The 25761-nt window shown below is 37.1% G+C and carries 21 protein-coding genes; 10 read left to right on the top strand and 11 right to left on the bottom strand.

From position 1 onward, the window contains the following. Nucleotides 1-70: 70 nt before the first annotated feature. The 7 genes from H6G41_RS26530 to H6G41_RS26500 all read right to left on the bottom strand — a co-directional run bounded on the left by H6G41_RS26530 (nt 71) and on the right by H6G41_RS26500 (nt 15205). Nucleotides 71-2785, bottom strand: a complete 2715-nt coding sequence (locus tag H6G41_RS26530; RefSeq protein WP_190750204.1) for a CHAT domain-containing tetratricopeptide repeat protein — start codon at nt 2783-2785, stop codon at nt 71-73. A 209-nt stretch (nt 2786-2994) separates the two neighbouring features. After that, the gene (locus H6G41_RS26525; RefSeq protein WP_242038058.1) at nt 2995-3456 is read right to left on the bottom strand and encodes a hypothetical protein; all 462 of its coding nucleotides are present in this window, start codon (nt 3454-3456) and stop codon (nt 2995-2997) included. A 30-nt stretch (nt 3457-3486) separates the two neighbouring features. Beyond that, entirely contained in the window at nt 3487-4164 is a 678-nt protein-coding gene (locus tag H6G41_RS26520; RefSeq protein ID WP_190750202.1) for a hypothetical protein, read from the bottom strand. Beyond that, complete coding sequence (locus tag H6G41_RS26515) at nt 4157-6706, bottom strand: CHASE2 domain-containing protein (protein ID WP_190750200.1); 2550 nt, start codon at nt 6704-6706, stop codon at nt 4157-4159. Before H6G41_RS26515 ends, H6G41_RS26520 begins: the two co-directional genes overlap by 8 nt. Nucleotides 6707-6778: 72 nt before the next feature. Beyond that, nucleotides 6779-12097, bottom strand: coding sequence for a tetratricopeptide repeat protein (locus H6G41_RS26510; protein ID WP_190750198.1), 5319 nt, complete (start codon nt 12095-12097; stop codon nt 6779-6781). A gap of 282 nt (nt 12098-12379) precedes the next feature. Next, nucleotides 12380-13774 (bottom strand): DUF1822 family protein, encoded by a 1395-nt coding sequence (locus H6G41_RS26505; RefSeq protein WP_190750196.1) that lies wholly within the window; start codon nt 13772-13774, stop codon nt 12380-12382. 9 nt (nt 13775-13783) lie between these two features. Next, nucleotides 13784-15205, bottom strand: coding sequence for a hypothetical protein (locus H6G41_RS26500; RefSeq protein ID WP_190750194.1), 1422 nt, complete (start codon nt 15203-15205; stop codon nt 13784-13786). Nucleotides 15206-15730: 525 nt separating this feature from the next. On the opposite strand from H6G41_RS26500, the gene H6G41_RS26495 reads away from it, so the two are divergent. Continuing rightward, nucleotides 15731-16858, top strand: coding sequence for an HNH endonuclease (locus tag H6G41_RS26495; RefSeq protein ID WP_308796505.1), 1128 nt, complete (start codon nt 15731-15733; stop codon nt 16856-16858). Nucleotides 16859-16912: 54 nt separating this feature from the next. Here the strand turns inward: H6G41_RS26495 and H6G41_RS26490 are convergent, their stop codons facing one another. The 3 genes from H6G41_RS26490 to H6G41_RS26480 form a co-directional block, all read right to left on the bottom strand. Beyond that, nucleotides 16913-17956, bottom strand: a complete 1044-nt coding sequence (locus H6G41_RS26490; RefSeq protein ID WP_190750192.1) for a WG repeat-containing protein — start codon at nt 17954-17956, stop codon at nt 16913-16915. A gap of 331 nt (nt 17957-18287) precedes the next feature. Then, the gene (locus tag H6G41_RS26485; protein WP_190750189.1) at nt 18288-18611 is read right to left on the bottom strand and encodes a hypothetical protein; all 324 of its coding nucleotides are present in this window, start codon (nt 18609-18611) and stop codon (nt 18288-18290) included. Nucleotides 18612-18959: 348 nt separating this feature from the next. Continuing rightward, nucleotides 18960-19964, bottom strand: a complete 1005-nt coding sequence (locus H6G41_RS26480) for a metallophosphoesterase (RefSeq protein ID WP_190750187.1) — start codon at nt 19962-19964, stop codon at nt 18960-18962. 91 nt (nt 19965-20055) lie between these two features. On the opposite strand from H6G41_RS26480, the gene H6G41_RS26475 reads away from it, so the two are divergent. The 9 genes from H6G41_RS26475 to H6G41_RS26435 all read left to right on the top strand — a co-directional run bounded on the left by H6G41_RS26475 (nt 20056) and on the right by H6G41_RS26435 (nt 25060). Next, nucleotides 20056-20430 carry a hypothetical protein gene (locus H6G41_RS26475; RefSeq protein WP_190662579.1) on the top strand — a complete coding sequence of 125 codons (375 nt, stop codon included), beginning with the start codon at nt 20056-20058 and terminating at the stop codon, nt 20428-20430. 254 nt (nt 20431-20684) lie between these two features. Next, on the top strand, nt 20685-21005 hold the full coding sequence (locus H6G41_RS26470; RefSeq protein ID WP_242038057.1) for a hypothetical protein: 321 nt from the start codon (nt 20685-20687) through the stop codon (nt 21003-21005). A gap of 105 nt (nt 21006-21110) precedes the next feature. After that, nucleotides 21111-21647 (top strand): hypothetical protein, encoded by a 537-nt coding sequence (locus H6G41_RS26465; RefSeq protein ID WP_242038056.1) that lies wholly within the window; start codon nt 21111-21113, stop codon nt 21645-21647. Then, entirely contained in the window at nt 21644-21826 is a 183-nt protein-coding gene (locus tag H6G41_RS26460; protein WP_096648547.1) for a hypothetical protein, read from the top strand. The genes H6G41_RS26465 and H6G41_RS26460 overlap by 4 nt, the downstream gene beginning before the upstream one ends. A 55-nt stretch (nt 21827-21881) precedes the next feature. Then, nucleotides 21882-22346: a hypothetical protein gene (locus tag H6G41_RS26455; protein ID WP_190635895.1), complete on the top strand. Its 465-nt coding sequence runs from the start codon at nt 21882-21884 to the stop codon at nt 22344-22346. 192 nt (nt 22347-22538) lie between these two features. Further along, nucleotides 22539-23039, top strand: coding sequence for a hypothetical protein (locus H6G41_RS26450; RefSeq protein ID WP_242038055.1), 501 nt, complete (start codon nt 22539-22541; stop codon nt 23037-23039). Nucleotides 23040-23103: 64 nt separating this feature from the next. Next, entirely contained in the window at nt 23104-24246 is a 1143-nt protein-coding gene (locus H6G41_RS26445; protein WP_096648553.1) for a WG repeat-containing protein, read from the top strand. A 49-nt stretch (nt 24247-24295) separates the two neighbouring features. After that, on the top strand, nt 24296-24613 hold the full coding sequence (locus H6G41_RS26440) for a hypothetical protein (protein WP_096648555.1): 318 nt from the start codon (nt 24296-24298) through the stop codon (nt 24611-24613). A gap of 33 nt (nt 24614-24646) precedes the next feature. Further along, complete coding sequence (locus tag H6G41_RS26435) at nt 24647-25060, top strand: hypothetical protein (RefSeq protein ID WP_096648557.1); 414 nt, start codon at nt 24647-24649, stop codon at nt 25058-25060. Nucleotides 25061-25095: 35 nt separating this feature from the next. Here the strand turns inward: H6G41_RS26435 and H6G41_RS26430 are convergent, their stop codons facing one another. Continuing rightward, a complete protein-coding gene (locus H6G41_RS26430; protein ID WP_242038054.1) occupies nt 25096-25671 on the bottom strand; it encodes a hypothetical protein in 576 nt (191 codons plus the stop codon). Nucleotides 25672-25761: the final 90 nt, after the last annotated feature.

The raw sequence follows: 25761 nt of genomic DNA, 5'->3' as shown, positions 1-25761 counted from the left end.
ATGTATTTCTGGGAGTAAGGAGGATATGCCAAAATTTTGCGGTTTGGTGAAAATTTTTTTTAATTCCCGTTTATTCGGCGTTGCCGATGAGGGTGAAAGCCGCCCAGTGTATGGGATGGGGATATTTTTTCATTGTGCTTAACATTGCTTGACGTAGGGCTTTGGCTTTGTCAGGATTTTGCTGTAATTGCTGGTAAAATTCCACCATTAAATCTGAGGTGGAACTATCATCAACCGCCCACAGGGAAACGATGACGCTCTCTGCTCCCGCAGTCAATAAGGAACGGGATAATCCCACGACTCCATCACCTGTGATTTCCCCTCCAGCAGTATCGCAAGCACTTAAAACTACTAAGTCTGCGTTCAAATTTAAGTTAATTATTTCGGTTGTTTTGAGCAATCCTTCGTTGACACCAGGAGTATCGGGAGCAAGTGCGATCGCACCTGGTATTCTTTCCCCAAAGCCATAGAGTAATCCATGTGTAGCTAAATGAATTATTTTGGCGGTTGATATTTTTTGCAGTACGGCAGATTTTGTTGCTTGTTTACCGATTAGAGGTTGGGTGTTGAGGATGGAGGCTATTTTATTCGCTTCTTTTTCTGTACCGGGTAAAGGACGTTGTTGTACGGGTGGAATCCCTGTAACGGGCATAATTGGGTTCCCTACTAGTAATGTATCTCCCAGTTGCAGAGATGCAATATTTAATGTTTCTGTGTTTTTACGGGTGTAGTCTAATACCTGAATTGCTGGAGCGGTGAGGATGGTATGCTTTTCAATCAGGTATTTGTTGTTTGCATCCTTGAGCGCGGGGAAGGGGACAAGAAATAGAGATTCATGGGGAATAAAAATTACGCGATCGCTAGGATTTTTGGGGAGATAGTTGGCGATGGGTGTAATTAGGAGTTCGTGGAGTTGTTGTAAGCGTTTTTTTTGATTTTCTGGACTTGGTAGGGGTGGGTTTTCAATTTCAGCACCACGTTGTTTGATAACACCAATAGATTGACGACTGGTTTCTACTAAATTTTTCAGAGGTGTTTTGAGGGATTTTAAATCTACTTGTTTAAATTTAATTTCTCCTGTGGGTTGAACTACCCAAATATAAAGTTTTGCATCCTTGGCTAAGAAATATTCCACAAGTGTAGCTTTTTGCTGTTGGGCGATTTTTTTGATTTGAGCAATGGATGGGATTGTGTTTAAAAATTCGTTACTTCTGGTTGATTTTGAGGTGATTAAGTCGATAATGGCTCTGGCTCTACCGCGTTCAGATATTTCTAATGCTTGTTCTATTTTATTTTGGGCAATTAAAGCTTTTTGTAACCATCGATAGGTAGTGGCTTGTTGTTGAAATATTGATATTTTTTGCTCATCATTTAATGTCGCCCGTAGTGACTCCCAAATTTTAATAGCAGCAAAGAGAGGTTTTTCCGCTTCGGAGTAATTACCTTGATCTATATAATGTACTCCAATATTATTGAGAGTTCCACCTTCGCCAGAATCATCACGAACTTGTTTACGAATAGCTAATGCTTGTTGGTAATTATCTAATGCTTTTTGGTACTGTTTTAGATTTTCGTAAACTACTCCAATATTGTTTAAATAAGTACCTTCACCAGCCTTATCACCAATTTGTCGAGCAATTTTTAATGCTTGTTTACAATAATCTAATGCCTTTTGATACTGTCCCATACTGCGGTAAACTTCTGCAATATTACCAAGAGTAGTTTCTTCACCAGCTTTATCACCAATTTGTTGAGCAATAGTTAAAGCTTTTTGATAATTATTTAATGCTTTTTGGTATTGTCCCTGATTATCGTAGGCTACCCCAATATTGCTGATAATTATACCTTCAAGTGCTTTATTAAGGATTTTTTGAGCAATAATTACAGCTTGCTGATAATTATCTAAGGCTCTTTGATATTGTCCCAAACTATTATAAACCAACCCAATATTGTTAATCGTTGTACCTTCAAGTTCCTTGTCTTCCACTTGTCGAGCAACGGTTAAAGCTTGTTGATAATAATCTAATGCTTTTTGATACTGCCCCAGCCTGCGATAAACTAAACCAATATTATTAATAGTTGTACCTTCGCCAGCTTTATCATCAATTTGTCGAGCAATGATTAAGGCTTGCTGATAATAATCTAATGCTTTTTGATACTGTCCTAGATTGTCATAAATTTTTCCAATATTGTGGAGAGTTGTACCTTCGCCAAATTTATCATCAATTTGTCGAGAAATGGTTAAGGCTTGTTGATAATAATCTAATGCTTTTTGATATTCTCCCAGATGATCGTAAACTTGTCCTATGTTGTCTAAAATTCTACCTTCACCTGATTTATCATCGATTTGTCGAGCGATAGTTAAAGCTTGTTGATTATAATCTAGTGCCTGTCGGTACTCGCCCAGATTGTCGTAAACTGAACCAATATTGCTTAAAATTCTACTTTCACTTTCTTTATCCCTAATTTCTCTACTAATTACTAGCGCTTTATCGAATAATTCTAGGGCTTCTTTATATTTACCTTGGCGAAATAATTTAAGTCCCTGTTTATTTAGTTTCCTTGATTCTTCTAGTCTCTGTTGCTGTGTCTGTCCTTGTGCTACTAATCTACTACTTATCCCACCCTCTACTTCCCTCATCTGCGGAGATGCTAAACCTACGGGAAATATCAACGAAAGCAACACAGTAACAAATGTAGCCCGATAAACAAATATTGATAACTGATTTTTGGCTTTATAAACCCTATTACCTCGGCGGTTAAAGCAATTCAGACTTTTACGCATTTCTTCAGCCCTTGAAATCTTTCAGTAATTACTCGTATTTCTCAACCACAAGAGGTTATGCTTTTTTTAGCGTACCAAGCAAGTTATTGTTGAACCTTCTCTCTCAAGAAATTGAGCAAAAACAAGTAATGTGGGCATCTTTACCCACGCTGATCGATTTCATCCATCCAACAGTAGCCATACATGGTCAGTATCTAGCAACCAAAGGCTCATGCTGCACCATTTATGTCTAACTCGCGCTCTGTCCGCAATTCCTCAGCCAGCTGTGCAAAATCCTCATCGCCCTCAAACATACCAATAAAATCTGTCCAGGGATTATTTGAAACTTCTATGGTCAAAATCTCAATATTTACTAGCCTTGCTTTAATTTTTTCTTGTAGAAATGCGATGCCTTCGGCAACCCCAAAGGGGAACGCATCCTCACGATTTTCAGCTTCGGCTACACAATCAGCTAACTCTGTTACTGATGCGATAAAATGCCCTGAATCCAGCCGTTCAACTAGGATATGAAGAGGCAGGTTGTTTAAACTTACAACGGATTGAAGATTCATAGACAGCGATCGCAACTTCTTTTCCTCATAATAATCTCTATGCCAGCATTTATGATGTCGAAAGTTATGTAAATGCCCAAACTCTTGTATAACAACAATTTGGGGCTTAATTTTAGGCATCTCAACCAGTTGAAAATTCTTAGCCTGTGGTTAATTCGGTTTACAAAAATCTTTCACAATCTCTTCCCGGATTTTAACTAACTCTGGTGAAGGTTTGTCCACCGAGTAAGCTTGCTGCAAAGCATCTGAGCGCAATGGCGGTTCTTGTGCTAAAAAATACTCCGCTTTTGCAAACGCTATCCCCTCAGCACTTGTTCCCTTAGCTTTTTCTTGCTGTTCCAAATTCTGCAAATCATTGGTAATGCGTTGTCTTTTTTGGGGTTCCATGATTTTAAATGCAATATTTCCCGTCCACGATTGGTCAATAACTGCTACTAACCAACGGTAAGTTTGACCAAGTTGCAAGGGATTCCCTGTATAAGTTGCATAAAGCTGTCCTGTTTGGATATTGTCAGTCGCACTCGCATCGGGAATACCTTGAGAAAGTCCGATTTTTTTCAGATTCCCTTGCCAAATTATAAACGGGCGATCGCTCCAAATAGTTTCGTTAAAATCTGGTGCAGCAATACAAACACCATTTATCGTTGGACGCGATCCACCTTTACCCCTTCCCACTGGAGGGTTCCTCCTAAAAATATTCCACCAAGAAAAAGACTGCTGTGCTGGACGTTTTTCTGCATAGGATACTTGATTTGGGAAAACGGGGATCAATGTAGCAGGCATTGCAGATATTAATAAGCTAGATAAAATTAATTTATAATTATTCATGACTTTCTCTCCGGAAAAAACCTGATAAGGAATATGTCCAAACAGTCGCAGATGGTAAAAACCAAGGTAATAAAATTGCTAAGGATGATATGTATATTTCCAAACTAATAATTCCATAAACGACCGTTAGTAAGGAAAGCAACATCAACCATTCCCAGCGATATCGAGGATTGTTGCGTAATAAATAGTAGAAATATTTCCCCATCAAAACAGCAATCCCCAATATCCAAAAATCTGGGATAGGTATGACCAATCTCTGCGTAAGAAAATGATGCACCATATAGGCATGAACTTCTCCACCAGATATAATTCTGCTATTGTCTCCCTGTTGAAGTCGCCAAAAATCTAGTGCTGGGGGTAGAACAAAATTATCTTCTTTATCCATCGACATTCCCGCTTCATCGTATCCCCCTGGTGCGATAATAACGACTTGTTCTTGTATGTTTCCCAAAGGTAGATTTTTATTTTCTTTATCTAACAGTTTCCAAGCAGGGATGGATTCATATACTTGGTTTGGAGGGATAGAAAAATCAATAATCGGATGCAGCCACATTTGGGCAATGATTGTGCTGTAATCGGTGATTGGTTGTAACCGAGAACGGGGCGAACCCAAAATAGTATTATGTTTATTATTGTTGAGATGACTATTGATTTGTTGCCAAAAGTTGCTTTGACTGTTTAATTTTGGCTGGGGAATTTGGTGTTTGTTTTTACTATCTTTGCTTGAATTATCGGTAGAAGATTGTAATTGATGCGATAAAGCCAATATACCCGCAAAAGGAAAAGGTTTTGAATTATTACTTGATGATGGTAACAGTGTGAGATAACAAGGAATACGCAGTATTGTATCACAAAATAATATTTCTATTTCACCATCTAAACTCCAATTAGAACTGGCAATTTCTGGGATAACAGTCTGCCATACGCCAGCATCAGACTCAGTTCCCGCGAATATAAACAAAGTTGGATTAGGAGATGTACTAACTCCTTTTTTGACAGCTTGGGCTAAAATTTTATCGTTGTCGGGTTGGTGTCTATCTAATACAAAGTCAATACCGATTATTTTCGCTCCTTCATTCGTTAGCTGATTAACTAAACTTGCAATATATTTGCGGTTCATTGGTCTAGGGTTACTAATTAGACCTTTAGATTCTTTAATTGATTCGTCGTCAATTTGTACTAACAGAACAGGAGGAATATTTTGATTAGCAACTTCTCCTGTTAGTTGACGATAGAAAGCTTCTCCTGTTAATTGACGATAGAAAGATTGTACCCACAATCTGCGTCCTAATAAGTGATTTTGGACGGGAATTTGTAAGCTAATTAATAATAAAGCTGTAAGTGCGATCGCTTCTTTGCGAGTGGGAATAATTTTTTTAAGTCTTTGTTTAATCCCAAATGGTTCAACCTTAAATAAAGGTGCTTCTGGATGACGAAATAAAGAAGGAATTAAATAAGCACTGGGATATGTAAGGTTTTTCTCTGTCTTCAAATATTGAGATGCTAATAATAAAGCTTCGTGAACATCTTTAAATTCCGCCAAAGCTTGTAAAAAGTGTAGTAAAAATTCCCCTGCTACCGCATTATGAACGGGTTCGCGCATCACAGCAACTTGACTCAAACCCAAGTCAATTAGAGAGTTAGCAATATTCAACCCATTGCAGGAGTTAAAAATTGCAAATTGTAACCCACGTTCTATTGCAATACTTAATAATGGTGCAATTTCACTAATCGATAAAGTGACGTTTTCAGCAATACTAAGTTCTCCTCCGGTGATATTATTTTCATTACTGTGTCCAGCAAAAAATAAGATATCCCAACCTGATTCTGAGGTAAGAGCATCTTTGATTTTAGTTTTTAAATCTGCAATACTTGTTTCTGGCTGTAAACCCACAAATTTGACATCAATTATATTTTTAAATTGACGCATTGCTTGCTTCTCAGCTTTGAAATCTAAGCCAGTTTCATCACCTAAAATTGCTAATACTCTAACTTTACGAGTAAGCCGAGTATTTTTCTGTGCAAATCCTTGATGAATATTTACAGGAGTACGAACAATGCGAATTTTACCAGAAGAAAGTGCAAATTCTGTACCAATTTCCCAGGATTCCCAAGGAAAGCGTTCTAAATCTATGGTGTTACAAGTAACAAAAAGATTTGTAATCTGGGGTGATTGAGCAGGGGTTTCTATTTTTTCTTTTTCTCCTACTACATTAGCCAAAGCCATACGAATTTCATATAATTCTCCACAACGCAACCATTTATGAAATTCCAACAAAAATTTAGCTTCCGCCTGCACTAATTTTGCCTGCCAATCCGTCGGAGGAGTAGAAATTACACCACTATCTGCTATCCGACCACGTACTGATTGTGTTTTGTAATTTTTGTAATAATTTAGATAGGAACGTTGCCAATCTTGATAGAGTATGGTGAGATTTTGAGGATAGGGAATTGTCACATTTAGCTGCTGTCCTTTTCCCCAACTGAGTTGAAATAAACAAAGTTTTTCAATATATTGAACTTTGAGATAAAAGTTGCTCATGTGTGCTAACTGATTGGTAGTGCATTATTTATTAGTGAGGAGAGATGCGATTCATTGCATCTCTGATGTTGTTTATAAACCGTTACCAATTAAAATAAATGGTGCCCAGTAGTAGGGGTGGGAGTAACTACTTTTTTGCTGTTCATTTCTGGGTAATGCTTCTTGTTCTCTCTCTACATAAGCACCACGTTTATCACCATTTTCTCCGGTATAATTCTCACCTTTGAGCATACTTAATTGCGCTTGACGTAATGCTTGAGATTTTGTCATTTTTCCAGTTGCAAGGTTACGGTAAAATAACTCCATTAGTTTAGCCGTACTGGGGTCATCTACTTTCCATAAAGTAGCCATTACTGATTTAGCACCATTTTTCAAAAAATGATAAGCAAAAGCATTAATTTCTACACCGTCTTGATTGGGGCTAGCAAGTGCTGTTTGACAAGCAGAAAGTACAACAAGGTGAATATTTTTTAAACCGACCAAAGTGTAAATCATGTTTTGTGACATTGGTTTTTTATCACCTAAAAGCACGTATGATTTTTGTGGGCTATTAGGGTCAAATACACCATGAGTTGCCAAATGCAAAACATTTTTATCTTTCAGATTATTTTCTATTGTAGAGAAGTTAAATTGAGAGTTTAAGAAAGTTTTTCCATTATAAATGCCTTGTTTGTCGCTAGAATCATTTTGCTCTTTGACAATAAAATCTAATTCTTTAGGCACACTCTTTAAACCATTAAAAGCAGGTATTGCGCCATTTTGAGCTACAGCCTCAGAGAGTCCCATTCCTAATATATTTGTATTGCCAGTGCTTAGGGATGGTGACGGTTTACTAATATCTGTTAATGCTGCTGAAGGTGCAACATAAATAGAATATTTCTCGATTAGGTATTGATTTCCATCAAATAATGCACTTGTGGGAATATAACGTGTCACCCTATCCAGAGCAAAAACCAAATTTTCTACAGGGTTAGCGTTTAATTCTTTTTCTATTGGTTGAATAAGCCAGTCATAAAGCTTTTTACTTGCTGCTTTTACTTTAGTAATATCTTCACCACCGCAGTAAGCTATTTTTTCACATTTTTCCATCAAACTGCGAAATTCTTGCACTGCATTTCCTAATTCTACACGCCCAACCGGAACAGGAACTGTTTTGACGACACCTTCTTTGCCATACAACTGTATATGTAATTCTTGTTCTCCTACTAATGGATAAATCATTACAGTGTTGGGAGTAGCTTCAACAATTTCTCTAATTTTCCCTAAGATTGTAGGATCAAAGAAAATATCATCTTTATGACGATTCTCACTTATTAACTTATTAAGCCCTTCTATCTGTTGTATGTGTTGTGTAATTAGCGTACTTCGCTTCTGTTTTAATTGGCTACATTCTTGACTATTAGTTGATTCACATTGAGTAATTTGATATCCTAAAGCGATGATAGATTCGTTTAAAGCTGGAACTTTTTGTTCTGTTTCTGTAAGGGGAATTTGTGGTTTGTCAGTAGAACCACTTCTAGTATTTGTAGACTCACGAATTTCTTGTCCTCTTAATAAATCTTGCACATATAACGCTTCTTTATCTCTTCCTTGCTTAATTAATAACTCTGCAAGTTGTCGATAAATATCTGAAACTTTAACTTTATCTAAGTCAAATGTTGAATTCAAGAATGTATTTTGTAATTCTTTGGGTAAACCTTTGATACCGCTACGAATTTCTTCAAGTCTATTAACAGATTTCTTGTAGTAGGTGATGGCAACATTAGGTTGATTTAAATTCTCATAAACCTGTGCTAAACCAGCATAAATACCTGCGTCTGCACCTTTAACTTGATTATCTGTTTTAATTGCTAAAGCTTGTTGGTAGGAAGCTATTGCTTGTTCTGTTCTGCCAAACTTGCGATGTATGTGTCCAATTAAGGCTAATGCATTTTTTTCCCAAGCTGTATTTTTTACTTGTCTAGCAAACGCTAAAGATATTTTGGCTGACTCTATAGCTTTTTGCTCATTTCCTAAATCAGCGTAACCAATACTCACTATTGAATTAGCAAGTGCTTCTAACCGAGGTTCTTTAATTTCCTGAAATATTGTTAATGCCTTTTGGGCTAAATCTACAGATTTTTGCGATTCATTCTGCTTAAAATTAATTTGACTGAGAATTAATAAAGAAGTACCTTCAATTCGTCTATTTTTGAGTTGTTGAGCTATCGTCAATACTTGTTGATAATAATCCTGGCTTTTTGTATAGTCTCCTAAGTTATGATAAATATCTCCTAGAGTTGCTTGAGGCTCTAGTATTAAAGGTGGACTTTTAATTTCTTGAGCAATTTTTAAACTTTGTTGTGTTAATTCCAAGGCTTTTTGATACTCATTGCGAGAGTTATAAATATTGCCTAATTTCGCTAGTCCCATTGATTCAAGAGCAGGATTTTTAAGTTCCTGTGCAATTGCTAAACCTTGTTCAACAAGCCCTGTACCTTTCTGATATTCACCAATACTGCTGTAAGAGTAGCCTAAAACAATCAGTATACCTGCTTCAACAGGACGGTTTTTCAGTTGCTTTACTTGTGGTAAACGCGGTTCTGCTAATGCAATAAGTTTTTGATATTCTCCTAATGCTTCATACAGAGTCGCAAGTTCTCCAACTACTGCTATTTCTCCTGCAAAGAACTTATTGTTAGGTGTTATCTCCAAAGCTTTTTCTAAGACAGTAACGCCTTGTTGATATTCTCCGCGCAGTTTATGGGATTTGCCCATAAACATCAACCCAAGCATTTTATAATTGGGATTATTTTGTTGTTTCGCTATGCTTAATATTTGCTGTGCTGCATCTATAGCTTTAGATGTATCCCCCACTGACAAGTAAGTTCCACTTAATGCACCTAAAGCAGTTACTTCAGATCCAAGATTCTTTTGCTGTGTGATGGCTACAACTTGCTGTGCCATAGATAGGGCTTTTTGAAATTCACCCTGAGCATGATAAACATTTACAAAAATTACTAAAGCATCACGCTCTAAGCGAGGGTTTTCTAAGCGCTTGGCAATATTTAATAATTCCTGTGCTGCTTCTAGAGCATTACTAAAATCGCCAAGTTCATTATAATTACCACCTAATCGCTGTAATGCCTGTGCTTCTATTTGTGGTTCTTGAATTTGTCGTGCAATTTTTAAGGCTTTTTGTGCAGCATCAATACTTTTGAGGTTATCTCTAAAAGAATGGGTATATAAAGAAGCTAAGTTCAGTAGTGCTGCTGCTTCAAACTTTGGTTTGCCGAAGCTTTGGGCTGTTTTTAGATGTTCATTAGCAAACTCTAATGCTTTATCAAGTTGCCCCATGTTTTCGTAACTACTGCTTAATCCATCTATAGCAAAGAGTTGTACTTCTTGAGTATACTCTTGTTGATTTGAAGGTAGTTGACTAATTTCAATTTTTTGTGCTACTGCTAAAGCTTTCTGATTAGTTTCAAGTTGTTGTTGATGTTTACCTGCAATTGCATAATCAGAAGCAAGAGTAACTAGTGCATAAGCTAAACCTAATAAGTCATTTTGTTCTCTTTTAATTTCAACTTGCCGCTCTCCAACTTCAATTTTTTTGAGGGTATTACCTTGGGACGAATAAATTTGAGCAAGGTTATTGAGGGCACTATTTTCGAGGTCAGTGTCTTTAATATCTCGCGCAATCTTCACAGCCTGCTGTGAGAATTCTAGCGCCTTCTGATTATCTCCTAAAATCAAGTAGCTTTGACCTAATGCATATAAAGCTGTGGCTTCTTCGGCTTCTTGCTTGAGTTCTTTAGCAAGGGTCAAGGCTTCCTCTGCAAACTCAATGCGACGAGGCAATTCTGCTTTGGCTTGAGCAATTAAGCCTCTGGTATAGAAATTAACAGCTTTTGAACCATAGTGTGAAGATACTAATAATAGACTTTTTAAGATAGCGGGCTTATCTTTGATTTCTCTTTGTATCTTTAGTGCTTGCTGAACGTATTCTATGTATTTTTCTTTATTATCTTGGAAGTTATAACCTGATCCAATACCAATGAGGATATTTGCTGTGAGTGCCTGATTTTTTGCTTCTTGGGCAACTGGTAAAGCTTGTTGATAAGCTGCTATAGCTTGGTCATACTGCTGCAATTTGAAGTAACTATCACCAATTCTGTCGAGAATCTGTGCTTCTAGTGATTTATTGGTAATTTCTTTGGCAATAGGCAGCGCTTGTTGGTAAAAGCTCAACGACTGCTGATATTGTTTTATCTGAAAATAAGCATCCCCCAATAAATATAGAAGGGCGGATATTTGTAATTTATTATTGGGTATTTCTCGTGCAATCGATAACGATTGTTGATAATTATCAATTGCTTTTTCATATTGAGCGAGCGTAAAATAAGTATTTGCTAATTTTACAAGTAGGCTGGCTGCTTGTGCTTTATTTTTTGATTCTTGCGTTATGGTTAGTGCTTGTTGATAAAATTTTATTGCCTCATCATATTGTTTGAGATTGTTAAAAGCATCTCCTATTGAAGCTAAAATATTTTCTTGTGCTTGGCTAATTCCTGCTTCTCTAATTAAAGGTAAAGCTTGTTGATAAAACTTAATTGCTTGGTCATATTCTTGTTGATTAAAATGCATCAATCCTATCTGCAGCAAACTTCTACCCTCAAAAGCACGGTTTCCTACCTCTCTATTTGTTATCAGTGACTTCTTGTACCATTCCAAAGCACGAGGATAGTCATCTGCATTCCAATAAACGTTCCCTATTCTAAATAAGGTAAAACCTTCTTGAAACTTGTCTTTTAGCTCTTGGTGTAGCGTCAGTGCTTCCTGTAAAAGTTTCAAACCCTGTTCTTGCTTTTTCAAGAAAACATAAGTAAATCCTATTTTACTAAGAGTCGCTGCTTCCCCATTTCTATCTTTGATCTCACGGCGAATTGCTAAGGCTTGTTGTAAAGTTTCGAGCGATTTTTCGTCTTGTTGCAAACTGAGGTAAACTGCACCCAGAATATCTAAAGTTTCTCCCTCTCCAGCACGATCTTTAATTTCCCTACGAATTATTAAAGCTTGTTGTAAAATTTCTAACGCTTTGTCGTTTTGCTGTAAACCATTATAAACCTGTCCTACATTATTCAGCGTTTGACCAATTCCCGCTTTATCCCCCAGTTTTCGCCGAATCTCCAGCACCCGTTGGTAAGTCTGCAATGCTTTGGGATATTCCCCACGTCGAAACTGCTGTACACCTTCCTCAAACAACTTATCGCCTTCTGCTTTCCCATCCGAACTGGTTGCAGTTTGCGCCAAAGTATGCTTCACTATCACATCATTCGCCGCTAACCCAACACCACAAGTCAGTGAAAACACTAAACTAACTAGGGCGAAACTCTTCAAACGCTTAGACATTGGTTATTCCTCTTGATATGGCTACAGAAGATTGTTTGCTCAATCTCTTATATTTCTGAGGGCAAACCAGGTTATGCCAAAATTTTAAAATGACCTCAGCATAATTACGATACCTTGATGTGGTAGACCGTATAAATACTGGAGATCACAAGCTATTTAAAGATATTGTGAAGACAACGCCAAAGCATACCGGACATTTGCAATAATTACCTGCTTATTGCAATTATCCAGTGAAGAGTAGTATTGTGAAAGCGATCGCCCATTTTCTGGTATCCAATCGCGTCAATTCCGTAACCGCTCCAAATTAAACGCAAAGGGTGGTAAAGTCACCTCAACCCCATCCATCAAACTCACACTCACCAAAAACTTCTCATCCCAATTACCAACCACACGGGTAAATATATAAGAATCTTCACTCTCTGCATTTAATCCCGGTTCATCCAAAATACCTGTTTGGTCGCTAACCCTAAGTTTTATCTGAGACGGTAAACTACTTAAAGCAGGTGCGCCCAAAATTAGTAACAAACTCCACTCTGGTTGCTGAGATTCCGATAGTAAATGCCAAGTCACAGCATACAACCGCAAAGGTATCCCAGCCAAAAGTAAATCTTGATACGCACCCCGCGCTTGTACTGGAATTTCTAAACCCCTCCGTCGTAATTGAGTAGCTATTACCTCAAATTCTTCCTCTGGACTACGTATTGGGCGCATTTGGGAAGCATCTGCAAAACTGGGTAACAGCACCCAAGAAAGTGAAGCAGCTAAATCATCCAACTCATCCCATAACCAACGTCCAGCATTTAAAGCAGGTTGGGTAATTAATTTAATTACATCTTGTAGGGACGCAAAAGCAGCTGTTGATTCTGGCTTGGCGCTACCCATCTCTAAATTCTCTGTAGCTGCTTGTGTTTGTAATGTGTAAACCCAATTGATCAATTCTGGACTAGTTAAAACAGCAGCAGCTTGTTCCCAAGTTAAAACTTCAGATAATTCCCGTTTTGGTGATTGTAACTGAGGTAATAATTCCACCAATTGATTTTGTATGTTTGCTAAAATCGCAGTTCGATTGGATGGAATTACAGGTAAAGATATGGCTGATGATTCCAAACATCGCAGATACAGCAAGAGACGGTCTGGATTACTATCAAAACAAGATATTGGGAGTTGATAATTCCAATCTGACTGTAAAGAATTTATTTGTAAATTATCTTGTAATTCTTCATAACTTAAAAAAGCATAAACATTCGCTGCTTCTTGTTCTTCCAACACCTCCACTAAAACATAAAAGTGGGGAATAAACTCTGGTAAATCTACAACTACTCTGGGAATATTCACCATTTCATCGCTCAAGCTACCAGTAGCAATTAAACAGATTTTAAATTCCCCTACTTGTAAATTAGCAACGCCACTAATAAAATTTGCTAAAACTGGTTGTAGAATTGTACATTGCTCGCGATTAATAGTTAAAGATTCTGATCTTTCTTCTAGCCATTGCTCAAAAGCTGATAAAGCTAAATAATGAAGATAAGCTTGCCATTGTTTGGATTGATTAATAACTTGATTACTGAGGATTGCGGCTTGGTCAATCTCATCAGGGGAAAGAATAACTGCTGAAGTTGGTAAAGCATCAAAATCAAGGTAAGACATGGGAGGAAGATTACTTAATAAATTTGTCATAATTTTGGTTTAATTCGTTTTTCTAGTTTGGATATATTCACATAATCGTTCGGCGAAAATATCAGCTTTTAGGTGATTTTTCATTGTTCTTGATTGAATCTCGGAATTTTCCAGCATCTGACTAATTTCTTCAAACAGAAAGCTTGTCAATCGCTCGTCCAGGTTTTTCAAAGCTTGGATATCAACATATACTTTAGCCTTTTCTTTGAGAGAATCCTTTAAAATTACCAACATTTCCTGTTGGACATCAGTCCGCAAGTCTTTTAACTTTAATAACTTGGTTACCGAATCTTGCGCTCTCAATCCCAAGAATTCAGCAATTTCCTTCATGGCTAATTTTTGACATTGTGATAGTTCCAGAGCAATTAAAAACATCTTAGCTTTATCGCCTTTCTTCCGTTCTAAATATCTCACTCGTGATTCTGTAACTTGGGCTAAAGCTTGTTGTAAGCCCAGTTGAAATTGATGGCGATAAAACTGCAAAAATTCTGCTTGTTCGTCGTTTTCTTCTACAATATTATTAGTTTCAGTCGCCGGGATTTCTTCTATCAAAGAATTATACTTGCTTCCATACACAGCGTCTAGAGAACTTGTCTGTACAGAACCACCCCGAACATAAATTCGGTACTCGCGCAATTGAGCAGCCAGCTTTTGCAGTTTCTGACTCAAAACTTCAATCTCAAAAATTTGACCTGTATGCTTTTGAATATCTTGGGCGATATCTTGTAATTGTTGAGTATCAGGCGCAATACATTTACTCCTGAGACCTTTTCTCCGTTGTTGCAGTCTTTGCAAGCGGTAGATAGTATGATAGCTTTCTAAAATAGATTTCGCTTCTTTAATTGCTGCGTCGCTAAAACCACCCTGGCTAAAAATATGAAATTCTTTGAAAATGCGTTCTAACTGTTTAGGTTGAGTATCATTTAAAAGTGCCCAATTACTAATTAAATAAACACCGCATTCTAACAAAAATTTATTCAATTCAGGCTGTTGCTTTAATTTCATTATCGCCCAAGTAGTCAGACTACTTTGTTGCGAATCAAAACTCTGGAGAATTTTTTGCGCGAAGCATTGATATACACCTGCTACTGATAATTTACCATCATCATCTAGGACATAAGGGAACAAATCGCTAGCAGTAAAATTATGCTTTTGACCAAATTTTCTTTCTAATTGCAGACATCCTTGCTCGAGAATCCAAGATAGAAAACACAGCAAACAACGTTCTGCGAACAAAGCAGTCTCGCCAGAACTATGGCGATATAAATCTAGCAATTTACCCTGGATGTCTGCATCTGGTACATCATCATCTGGTATCAAATGCTCAAATACTTGTGCGTAAAACGACTTCGCAGCAGGTATCTGTTGAATTCTCCGGTTCCCTCCCGCATCAATCCTCACCAATTGCCAATATCTTGAAGCCTCGCTCATAAGTATTTGTATTTATTGGTCATTGTTAATTGTCACATTGCAGATGCTTTTCAACGCAAGTCCAAACATTTTTTGAAATTCCATACTGAGTACCTGATTTAACAGTTATTTTGAGCCTTCATTTTTTAGTACTTCTGAGGAAATCGACCTTATGCAATTTTGCACCAGTCTCTAATGCTGAAAAATGGCATATCCTCCAAATGCTGAGAAATACACATATCTGGCAAAATTAATTCCCAGTCCGCACTTATGAGACGCTTGATTTTTAGTCTAATTTTCGCAGGTAGAGGTGAGGGCGCTTATACTTGCGCCCTTATGAGATCAACAATCTCAATACCCAGATATTATCCACTTGTTGCGATCGCCTATCTACCTTGAAGGAAATGCTTGTTTTGACTAATGATACAACGATGGGTACATAACTACAGAAACTGATAAAATCGACTCATATTTTAATTTTTGGCTGGAAAAAACCAAAATTTATCAATTGTTTACAATTTCTGGAAAAATCTTGGCAGAAATTTCGTGATTAATGCTCTTGTGGTTTTTGACGATCAACATACAAGCTGGACTAAACACTCAATACTATTTTCGACAGTTTACTACAATATGGATTTCATCAACCAAGCACAAAAGTTAGCATCTCAGGTTAGAGAGAAAGTTCAGGAAGTTGCAACTAATGCAACTAACAGTCTAGATGAAGTGGTTGATGGCATTAAGAATACTACTGTAGAGATTACTACTTCAAGCATTAATGCAGTCGCTGATTTGCAAGGATTATCAACTACAGCAGCACAGCAAGGTCTTCAAACTGTACAAAATGTTAGTAAAGCATTTGAAGCTGCTGCTATTGGGGCTACTACCTCTAGTCTAGTGATAGCTGATGCTCTGCAAAACTTGCCTTCGACAGCCACAGAATTAGCAGCAGAAATGCCCAAGATTGCCAATAGGTTGAGGTATCGTGCTGGTTTAAGAGTTGGTGACTCTCCGCGATCGGACTCCGATGTCATCAAGCTTTTTGAGAAAATCCCTGGTACATCCAAGCTAGGAGCTAACGAACGGACTATTCGTCAATTTCTCAGTGATAAACATGGTAGTCATATTATCCCACGCTCGCAGGGTGGCTCAAATGGATCTGACAATATTCTTTGGGAAGTAGGTGTTGATAATCTCCGTCGCGGCGCGGAAGTTATGACTGTTGGGGAGCAGTTCTATATCCGGGTTTATAATGCAGTAGATTCTATCGTCAGCAATTCTGGAACAATTGCTAGACTTGGCATTACTGCAACGGGAACCGCTATTCTCACCCAAGTTATAGTTACAGCGATTTCATATTCTTTGGATCTTTACCGAGGCGACATCACTGTTGAAGAATATAAAACTTTAATTTTAGAAACGGCAAAAGCAGCAGGTATTGCTACACCAATTGTTTTTCTGGTGTTGGTGGCTGTGTTGGCTCTATTTCCAGAGTTTACAGTTATATTGTCAGCACCAGTGGTAATTGCAGGTTTCAATGCCTTATTTGGTATGAGTATTGCTGTACCAATCGTTCAATCTTTGGTTCGCCATACCCAAGCTGGTGGTTTTGGCAATGAAGCTGCTGAAGCTTACAAAGGTTTGTTTGGTGATTCTGGTGATTCTGCACTTGCTTGACTGACAAAAATACTTTGTTGTGAGGTAATAAAACAAAGAAGTTTTATGCTTTGATTAATTGCTGGGAGTCCAAATAAACTCTCCGGTTTTATTAATATAGCCAGCCTTGCCATCAAGATATACTAAAGCCAGTTCATTTGTAAAACTCAGAGCTAAATCAAATTGTGGCTGAATTAATATTTTACCTTGAGTATCAATATAGCCATATTTATTATCAAGTTTGACAGCAGCTAATCCTTCAGCAAATGAGGTTACCCTATCAAATTTAGGAGCAATAATCCTCTCTCCACGAGGATTAATATAACCCCATTTATTACCGCTTTTTACTACTGCTAAATTTTCAGCAAATTCCCAAGCTTCATCAAATTTTGGTAAAATAACAATTTGACCAGATTTATTAATGTAACCATATTTATCTCCAATTTTTACTACTGCTAATCCTTGTGAAAATCTTAAAGTTTCTTCAAACTTGGGTTGTATAACTATATTTCCTAGAGAATTTATATAGCCCCATCTATTATTAATTTTTACTGCTGCTAATCCTTCGTTAAAATGTAGCGCTTGTTCATACTGCGGCTGAATGACTAACTTACCACTCAAGTCTATATAACCCCACTTCTCATCTATCTTCACTGCTGCTAACCCATTCTTAAAAGCTAAAGCTTCCTCAAATTGAGGTGGAATTACTAATTTCCCATTGGTATTAATGTAGCCATATTTATCTTCAACTACAACTAAGGCAAGTCTATTAGAGAACGCAAAAGCTAAACGAAATTGTGGAGGTATAATCAGTTTCCCAGTTGGTTCGATATACCCATATTTATCATTAATTTTAATCTGCGCTCGCTCGTCGATAAAGCTCCAAGCTAAATCAAACTGCGGCTCGATAACTATCTTCCCAGTTTTGTCAATAAAACCATAATTGCCATTTTTGACAATACGAAATAGTGGACTTGTCACAAGTTGAGGTTTTGAATTTTGACTGGTTAATTTATTTTGTCTAGCAATAAGACTAGATGCTTGTAATTTTTGAATATCCAGGTCAACTATATAATTTATCATCATTAAACAGAGAATAGTCCAAGTATATTTATACATTTTTATCTGCTAGCCTTGAGTTAAACTATAACTACCACTATAAGTTAATATAATGTAGATAAATACCATCGATACACCTTGGGAGTGGTTGCTTGCTCCTGTTTATATCGCCTCGAATTTTTGTTATGCACAATGGGTTTTTCTTTGTCCTTGCAAGTGCATAAAATAAAGCCTTTATCAAAGCCGCACATAATTGTAGATACTAAGGTTTGAAGTTTTTTACTATGCTCACTTTAATTCTTTAAAGTTATAGTATTTCGTTCCATCCGCTTCAGCAAAGTGTTAGCCCTCTTTGCACTCCTTGCCCCTGATTCATTAACAATTTGATTTATTACCAAAAAACCGCAATTAAAAGAAATGGACTAGCAAAAATACAGGTAATAATAGCTACTAAATATGGAAGCCATTGTAAATTCTGACTAAGTGTACGTTGAAGAACGTATAAAAACCCGAACAGAATTATTAAGAATACTAAAAGACCGACAAGAGTTGCTATGCCGTCATTTTCATACATTGGCACTCCCACATCAGAATAGTTCTTGCCCCGTAAAGCTTCACGAGTTGCTGCACAAGCCAATTTTGATACAAAGACAGCGACGATTGATAAACCAGTAGACAGGAGATGTTTAAGAGCTAAGAAAATGTATCTCCACATTACCGTTTTCCCCCCTGCACTACTGAAACTACGGCTTTGTCTACTACCATCTGAAAATACCCAATTTTGATAGGCGAGCGACTTAAACATTATCCATATAAAACTATGGGAGTGGTTATTTTGTATTGGTGGGATTGTATTAAGCAATTTCCCTTTTGGAGATGTTACGTGTTGGCGTTAGCTTCACTATACTGCGTAAACGCATAGCGTGTCGCTTGCGACTCAGCCTCTGGGAACGAGAATCGCTTTTGGTAAAAATTTAATCATCAAAATCAAAATCAGTCCAGTGGGTACAATTCTATTGGGATTAATAATTGGACTTTGGGGATAAGTACACCTGTTACCAGGCTAAACTTCCAATTCCTTCATGATTTGCAACCACTTATCTGGTGTCGGCAGCGCTTGTTGGAGAAATTTGCTTGTCAGATTACTAGCATTAGCTTGATATAGTAGGGTGGCATAGCTAAAACAACGAGCTGGTTTTTTGAACCCATCGTCACCATAAACAGAAATCAATTCCGCCAGTTTTTCCTCTACTTTCAAGATTATTTTGGGAGCAAGGGCAAGTAAATCGTACATCCACTGTTCCTTCTGGGCAATAAAAGCCGATAATTCTGAATTTGCAGAATTTCTAAACTCATCACAAATCGCCTGAATTTTTTCCCACTTATAACTACCCCAGGGTTTAGCCTTCATCACTGGCAACTGCCATTTAACTATCTCTTCTTGCCAATAGTCTTTAGCTGCTTGTACTTGAACAATTTCAAAACTAGGTAAAATTAGGGCTGTCAATGTCCCACCGTGACAGGCTCCAGTATCAATACCGTAGGTTTTTTGGGGAATTATGAGGGGATTATCTCCAACAACGCGATGACCAAAAATTACTGGCTTAACACCAGTATATAACTGACTCCAAGAAGTATCTCCGTAGCGTTTTCCCAGGTGTTTTTCACCAGCAGTGCAACCACATAAAACCTCTTCCCTTTGTTCCTCGATGGGTATACCATCTTCCACCGCAGCATGAACGAAAATTGCCGATTCCGTTTCATGATAATAGGGTAGATGACTAATCCATTCTAAAAATTCGTCATAGCTGTCGCTAAATTGTAATTTGACAATTTCCTGGGAGTAGGAAAGAGTTTGCCTGAGATGTTTGCGTTCGTGATTACCCATCAAGACGATGGTATTAGGACGATTTTTGAGAAAGTCATACACATTGACTGAATCAGCCCCCCGATCGACAATATCCCCCAAGGAGACTAAACAATCTTCTTCTGTAATTTCTACTTTGGCTAATAGTTGAAGCAATTCTGCATAGCAACCATGAATATCGCCAACTACTATTGTTCGCATAACTCCAGTTCAATCGAATAAATTTAGTGTAGCATATATACTACTTTTGTAGTGCATAGGCAAAAGTTGTGAAGATATGGAAAGCCAGCAGATGAGAAGTAAAAAGGTTGTTAATTTTATCAGTGGACACCTTGATATAACTCAAGCAGAATTTGAGATGCATTACCGTCCTTTGATTAATCGGGCGATCGCTCAAAACGAATGTTTTGTTGTTGGAGATGCTCCCGGTGCGGACACCCTAGCGCAACAATATCTTTGGGGACGGACAGAGGCAGTAATTGTTTATCATATGTTTACCAGTCCTCGCAACAATCCAGGATTTTCAACCCGTGGTGGATTTCAAAGTGATGTAGAGCGAGATACACAAATGACGTTGGATTCTGATCGAGATATAGCTTGGGTAAGACCTGGAAGAGAGCAATCGGGTACACAAGCAAACTGCGATCGACGAAGTTTACTAATATAGTTGGACGTAAAGAAGCATACCATCATTAAAATACTGAAAATCCTAATAATAATGGCTTTTAGCAACTGTCAACTGCCTGCTTATCAAAATTAATAATCACTTCAGTAGATACAATTAATGATGTGATTTTCGCCTGTGGAATAAATAGTTAGGTAAAAATGCAGTATATATCTTCGGCAATTTATTTTTCTATTTTGGTAATGATGGTAATAACGCCATTTGCAATGCCCTTTCTGTTGAGGCGGAAGGGTTATGTGACTAGTTTGCTATTAAGTAGTTTTCTATCTTTGATGACGTGCGTACTTCTAGTTACTTTGTTGGCATATTTACCAGATTTATATGCCGAGATGCGGCTTGATTATCTGGGTTTTGATTTTAATGGCTGGTCAGACGAAGACCGACTCAGAAATATTGCTCCAGAATTCAGAGACGAAGCAATAAAACTTTATCGATCGATAATGGGCATTGGGTGGACTTTGAAAGCTATGATTGGGGCAGTTTTGCTCATTCCTTATCAAATTGTTACCTCTGGCTTAGTTTTCATGGTGAGTAAGTCGAAAAAACATGGCAGTTAGCACCTACACATACCTGAAAGTGGACGCTAGGGCTGTGGCTGTTATGCTAATAATTTTAGTAAATGTAAGATAATGTATCATCGAAATTTTAATTTTCTACTGTTTTTGATTACCCCATTTTTTGCAGTTGTAATTATATTTTTACCAATTATTCCAACTTTGGAAGATGTTAAAATTGGATTTTCTCTAATTACATGGTTACTTAGTTTTGTTTTTGGGTTTTTATTATTTCAAAAGCCTCAATATTTACCATTTAGAAAAAAGCGAACTTTTATTTTTTTATATTTATTATTATCGAGTGTGCTATTTTTGTTGGTCTCATTTATCGTTTTGATATCGTCTGGATTTGATGCTCCAAACATTGAAACTGTGGCATCTAAAGACTATCCTACAACAGTATATTTATACAATTATACATGTTCTCCACCAGATACTTCTACAGGATGTGACACATACCACGGTGAATTAAAATTTAGACTTGGTTTTACTCCTTTTGTAATTACAAAGTTTAATTGTGATTGTCTTTTTGGGTCACCAGATCGCGTTGGTGAGTGGGTAACGATTCCCTTGGAAGCAAACCGAAATCCAACAGCATCTGCGATTAAAATTAACTTAAAAACTGGCGAATTTCTTCCAAAATGAACTGTAAAACTTTAATTTACGATCCGAATCAGCAAGAAGCAATTACTTTAACTGTTGATCAAAAGCGTTATAAATTGGTACGTTGGAATGTTGCCTATACACCCCAGATGTTGTTAGAGTCTTCTTTGGAAGGATATACACAATTCAGCTTGCTTACCATCATCTGTAGCACTTCATGAACAAACTTTATCTATCAGCAACACAAAGTTAGGAAAGCACTATCCCTCTTAATCAATGAAAAAACTTATTCAAATCTCAATTATTATAATTCTATCACTAGGTTTGACATATCATTTATTACGTATTGCTTTTCCAATAACCTATATAGTTGACTGTACTCAAGCTAATAAAATCACCAAAATCTCCGATAATTTTATCAGTGCAATTGGTGATCCATCTGCAAAAGAAGCAGAAATTATAGCACAAAGATATATCACAAAAGCCTTTTGTTTAAATGATTTAAAGGGTGATTCCAGCTTCAGCCCTAAACCATATTTCTTTAATGTATCAAACTTAAGTTCTAAGTATCAAATTATTGGTTATAGTGGTGCTGGTTTTCGTAGTCCAGGCAATTTACAAGTAAAATTTGACAACGGGACTCTCCTAAATTTTTGCTTTAGCATGATGGTAATTAACTGCAACCAAGCTCAAGAATGCGATTGTCCTCATGATTTTAACTGGGAACCCAAACCAAAGTAATCGCATCACAACTCAGGAAAATTATCGCAATAATGCAACGCTTGCTAGAATGAAAATTTTCAATTAACTATGGATAATCTTCAGATAAAAATACTTAGCAAAATAGCAATATGTATAACCTTATTGATTGGTGTCGCAATTCTAATTATCAGTATTTACCCTGGTGCATTAAATAGTTTCTTTTTTCCAGTTATGCTGGTGTCAATTGTTTGTGTACCATTTGCAGTATTGGCAATTCTCTTCTGGGGATTGAGAACTTTAGGAAGACGGAATTTGAAAAGTATTAGACTTAGGAGGCAAACTTTTGTACCCTGGAGAGAAGTTACTATCATTGCAGGTATAGTTTTAGTTTGTTATGTCCTGCTCAAGTTCTACATTCCCCGTCGTTTAGCATTTATGATATCGCAATCGGCGTTTGAACAAGTTCGGGTACAACTTCCTATTTCTGCAAAAGGAAATATCACATTAAACCGCAAACTCGGTTTATATGAAGTTGATGAATACGCTATGGACTCCCGTGGTGGTCTATATTTTCGTGTCTTCTGGGGTGGTGATGGTCTAAGTCCTGATACCATATCCTATGGTTTTGTCCATCAACCGAACAGTGAAGGAAGTCCATTTGGTGCTGCTAAGTACCAAGTATTTTACTTGTACGGTGATTGGTATTGGTTTCGTGTATCCGATGATTTTTAGGGATGACAATTAAGCTAGTTTTGAGTTATGGATAAGTGACATTACTACTTATGAAGTCACAAATATGAAATCTCATATTCACCATACCTTGATTTTGCTAGTAGCAATAACTGGGATAACATTGTTTTCAACTCCATCTATATCTAGTGATACTTATCAATCAATATCTTCTATCACAGTTAAGTCTGCAAAAGAGAATTCATTACCCCAATTATGGGATGTAAAAATCAACGGGAAATATGGATATATTGATCGCACTGGGAAATTAGTAGTTAAACCCCAGTTTGATTATGCTTCGTCGTTTTATGAGGGATTAGCTCAAGTCCAAGTCGGTGGGAAATGGGGGTATATTGACCACACAGGTAAATTGGTCATCAAGCCACAGTTTGATGATGGCGATCGCTTCTTGAATGGGTTTGCTAAAGTCGAAGTTGATAAAAAGTGGGGAATCATAGACAGTAATGGTAAGTTTGTGGTTAAACCACAGTTTGATAATCTTGAATATTTGGTCAATGGTTTTGCTTTGGTTGCTATCGGTAAAAAATGGGGATTCGTTGATAATAAGGATAAATTAGCCATCAAACCTCAATTTGACAGTGCTTGGTCATTCTTTGAGGGGTTAGCAGCAGTTCAAATTGGTAAAAAATGGGGATTCGTTGATAACAAAGGTAAATTGGTAATTAAACCTCAGTTTGATACTGCTTGGTCATTTTCTAAGGGGTTAGCAGTAGTACAAGTTGGTAAAAAATGGGGATTTATTAATCCAAAAGGTAAATTAATCATCAAACCTCAATTTGATGCAGCTTGGTCATTTTATGAAGATTTAGCAGCAGTTCAAATTGGAGGTAAATGGGGATATATTGACCGCACTGGTAAATTAGTCATTAAACCCCAGTTTGATATGACTTGGCTTTTTGAGAATGGGTTAGCGCAAGTAATAGTTGGCGGAAAATCGGGATATATTGACCGTACAGGAAAACGAGTGATCGCACCACAGTTTGATAAGATTGGTTATTTCTCCGAGGGATTAGCAGATGTACAAATTGGAGGTAAATGGGGATATATCGATCGCACTGGAAAATTAGCGATCGCACCACAGTTTGATAGTGCTTATTCTTTCTCTAATGGGTTAGCAGAAGTGCAAGTTGGAGAAAAATTTGGATATATCGATCGCACTGGTAAATATATTTGGCAACCAACCCAGTAATTATATAATTTTCAATAGATTTGAGTCTGAAATATTACGAGATAATGAGATGACAATAGAAATGGGAATTCTCCAAATTAATACCGGGAATTATGAGGTGATTCCTGTTGCAACTAGCGAAATATTTTATCAATTTTGGTTGCCTGCTTGTAAGTGTCTTGGGTTACAATTTATTAGCCATTTTCATGATGGGTCTTTAAATGTCGTATCAGTAAAAGATGTTCCTAAAATTGTAGAGGAATTGATTTGTTTACATTCTTATACTTTAGAACAAGAAGATTTAGCTTTTATGAGCGAGAGGATAGAACGTATAATCCAGGTATTTCAAACAACAGATACGACATTCTATGAATATGATTTTGGATAATTAATGTAATTTTAAAGATTGATATTTTCTCAAATGATAAAACTAAGCAAGGAACAAATTCTAGAATTTTTAGCGGAATTAGCAGCACCTGTTAGTCCAGAAATTTTTGCAGGTTTTGGCAGTGAATTTCAAAGGAATAGATATGAGTGGGAAAAGCAAAATCAAGAGATTGACAAGGAAGAAGAATATATCTCTGCTTGGATTGAAGAACAGGAAGTAATACACACCTTAGATATCTTACTTGAGATTGCATATAATCCACCAGAGAGAGATTTATATAATGGAATTGCCCAGCGCAGACAATTAGACTGGGAATACTATTTAGCTTTAATTATTTATCAGTTGGGTATAAAAGATAGGGTTTTACTTATTTCTAAATTGGAAGCAAATAATGATAATATGAATCCTATTATTGAATCTGTGAAAGAATATTTGGCAGATGATTAGGTAAAGTAAGAATTTTTCTCCAAATGATGTGTAATTTAGGGATACAGTATATTATATATGTACTCCAACCTTTCTAAAATTCGTTGTGTTCGCATCTCAGCTTGTTCCGCATTAAACCTAAAGTTGTACCGCATCTTACCCATATTCTCAATTCGCCATTGGTTGATTTTATAATCTATTTCATCGCTCATCCTCACTTGCTCATTTGTGAGTTCAGGATCGATATTAAGTCCGATGGTTTCTGCAAGGAGTCTGGCAAAATTCACCGAATGAAAGTATGGATAATCTCGAATTAATTCCCCAGAGCGAAGAAAAGCCAGTAATCCTTCAATTGTAGATAACCCATATTGAATATCATCTAGAAAATCCTTGAGCCATTGTTCTGGGGAAAACTCACAAAAACGAATCCAATCCCCCTGAATTTCAACCTCGTATCCTTCCTGGGTGAGAAACAAATCGCGCACAGGATTATCCCAATCGACAATTCGTAACAACCCTGGATATTGCCGATTTCCTGGATTTTTGAGCCAATCCCCCAACTTTGCCGCTTTCAACTGTGCGAGGAACTCAGGTAAAGGCTGATTCCATAGTTCAGCAGAATTGTTCGCCATAACGTCCTCAGCCGACCAGTAATGTCCTAGCCGTTCCCAATTGCCACCATTGCAGACTTCTAGCAAAAACGTTCTGTAAACCAATACTGT

The organism is Tolypothrix sp. FACHB-123 (assembly GCF_014697075.1).
Classification (GTDB): Bacteria; Cyanobacteriota; Cyanobacteriia; order Cyanobacteriales; family Nostocaceae; genus Aulosira.
The sequence above is the reverse complement of the archived record's forward strand: the minus strand, read 5'-3'. Positions and strand labels throughout refer to the sequence as shown.

What these genes read in the sequence shown, in the direction of transcription:
- H6G41_RS26485 (WP_190750189.1), bottom strand. Translation starts at nt 18,611, where the DNA reads ATGTGGAGATACATTTTCTTAGCTCTTAAACATCTCCTGTCTACTGGT.
- H6G41_RS26530 (WP_190750204.1), bottom strand. Translation starts at nt 2,785, where the DNA reads ATGCGTAAAAGTCTGAATTGCTTTAACCGCCGAGGTAATAGGGTTTAT.
- H6G41_RS26480 (WP_190750187.1), bottom strand. Translation starts at nt 19,964, where the DNA reads ATGCGAACAATAGTAGTTGGCGATATTCATGGTTGCTATGCAGAATTG.
- H6G41_RS26450 (WP_242038055.1), top strand. Translation starts at nt 22,539, where the DNA reads ATGCTGGTGTCAATTGTTTGTGTACCATTTGCAGTATTGGCAATTCTC.
- H6G41_RS26510 (WP_190750198.1), bottom strand. Translation starts at nt 12,097, where the DNA reads ATGTCTAAGCGTTTGAAGAGTTTCGCCCTAGTTAGTTTAGTGTTTTCA.
- H6G41_RS26445 (WP_096648553.1), top strand. Translation starts at nt 23,104, where the DNA reads ATGAAATCTCATATTCACCATACCTTGATTTTGCTAGTAGCAATAACT.
- H6G41_RS26505 (WP_190750196.1), bottom strand. Translation starts at nt 13,774, where the DNA reads ATGACAAATTTATTAAGTAATCTTCCTCCCATGTCTTACCTTGATTTT.
- H6G41_RS26440 (WP_096648555.1), top strand. Translation starts at nt 24,296, where the DNA reads ATGACAATAGAAATGGGAATTCTCCAAATTAATACCGGGAATTATGAG.
- H6G41_RS26515 (WP_190750200.1), bottom strand. Translation starts at nt 6,706, where the DNA reads ATGAGCAACTTTTATCTCAAAGTTCAATATATTGAAAAACTTTGTTTA.
- H6G41_RS26435 (WP_096648557.1), top strand. Translation starts at nt 24,647, where the DNA reads ATGATAAAACTAAGCAAGGAACAAATTCTAGAATTTTTAGCGGAATTA.
- H6G41_RS26490 (WP_190750192.1), bottom strand. Translation starts at nt 17,956, where the DNA reads ATGTATAAATATACTTGGACTATTCTCTGTTTAATGATGATAAATTAT.
- H6G41_RS26455 (WP_190635895.1), top strand. Translation starts at nt 21,882, where the DNA reads ATGAAAAAACTTATTCAAATCTCAATTATTATAATTCTATCACTAGGT.
- H6G41_RS26525 (WP_242038058.1), bottom strand. Translation starts at nt 3,456, where the DNA reads ATGCCTAAAATTAAGCCCCAAATTGTTGTTATACAAGAGTTTGGGCAT.
- H6G41_RS26430 (WP_242038054.1), bottom strand. Translation starts at nt 25,671, where the DNA reads ATGGCGAACAATTCTGCTGAACTATGGAATCAGCCTTTACCTGAGTTC.
- H6G41_RS26475 (WP_190662579.1), top strand. Translation starts at nt 20,056, where the DNA reads ATGAGAAGTAAAAAGGTTGTTAATTTTATCAGTGGACACCTTGATATA.
- H6G41_RS26500 (WP_190750194.1), bottom strand. Translation starts at nt 15,205, where the DNA reads ATGAGCGAGGCTTCAAGATATTGGCAATTGGTGAGGATTGATGCGGGA.
- H6G41_RS26460 (WP_096648547.1), top strand. Translation starts at nt 21,644, where the DNA reads ATGAACTGTAAAACTTTAATTTACGATCCGAATCAGCAAGAAGCAATT.
- H6G41_RS26520 (WP_190750202.1), bottom strand. Translation starts at nt 4,164, where the DNA reads ATGAATAATTATAAATTAATTTTATCTAGCTTATTAATATCTGCAATG.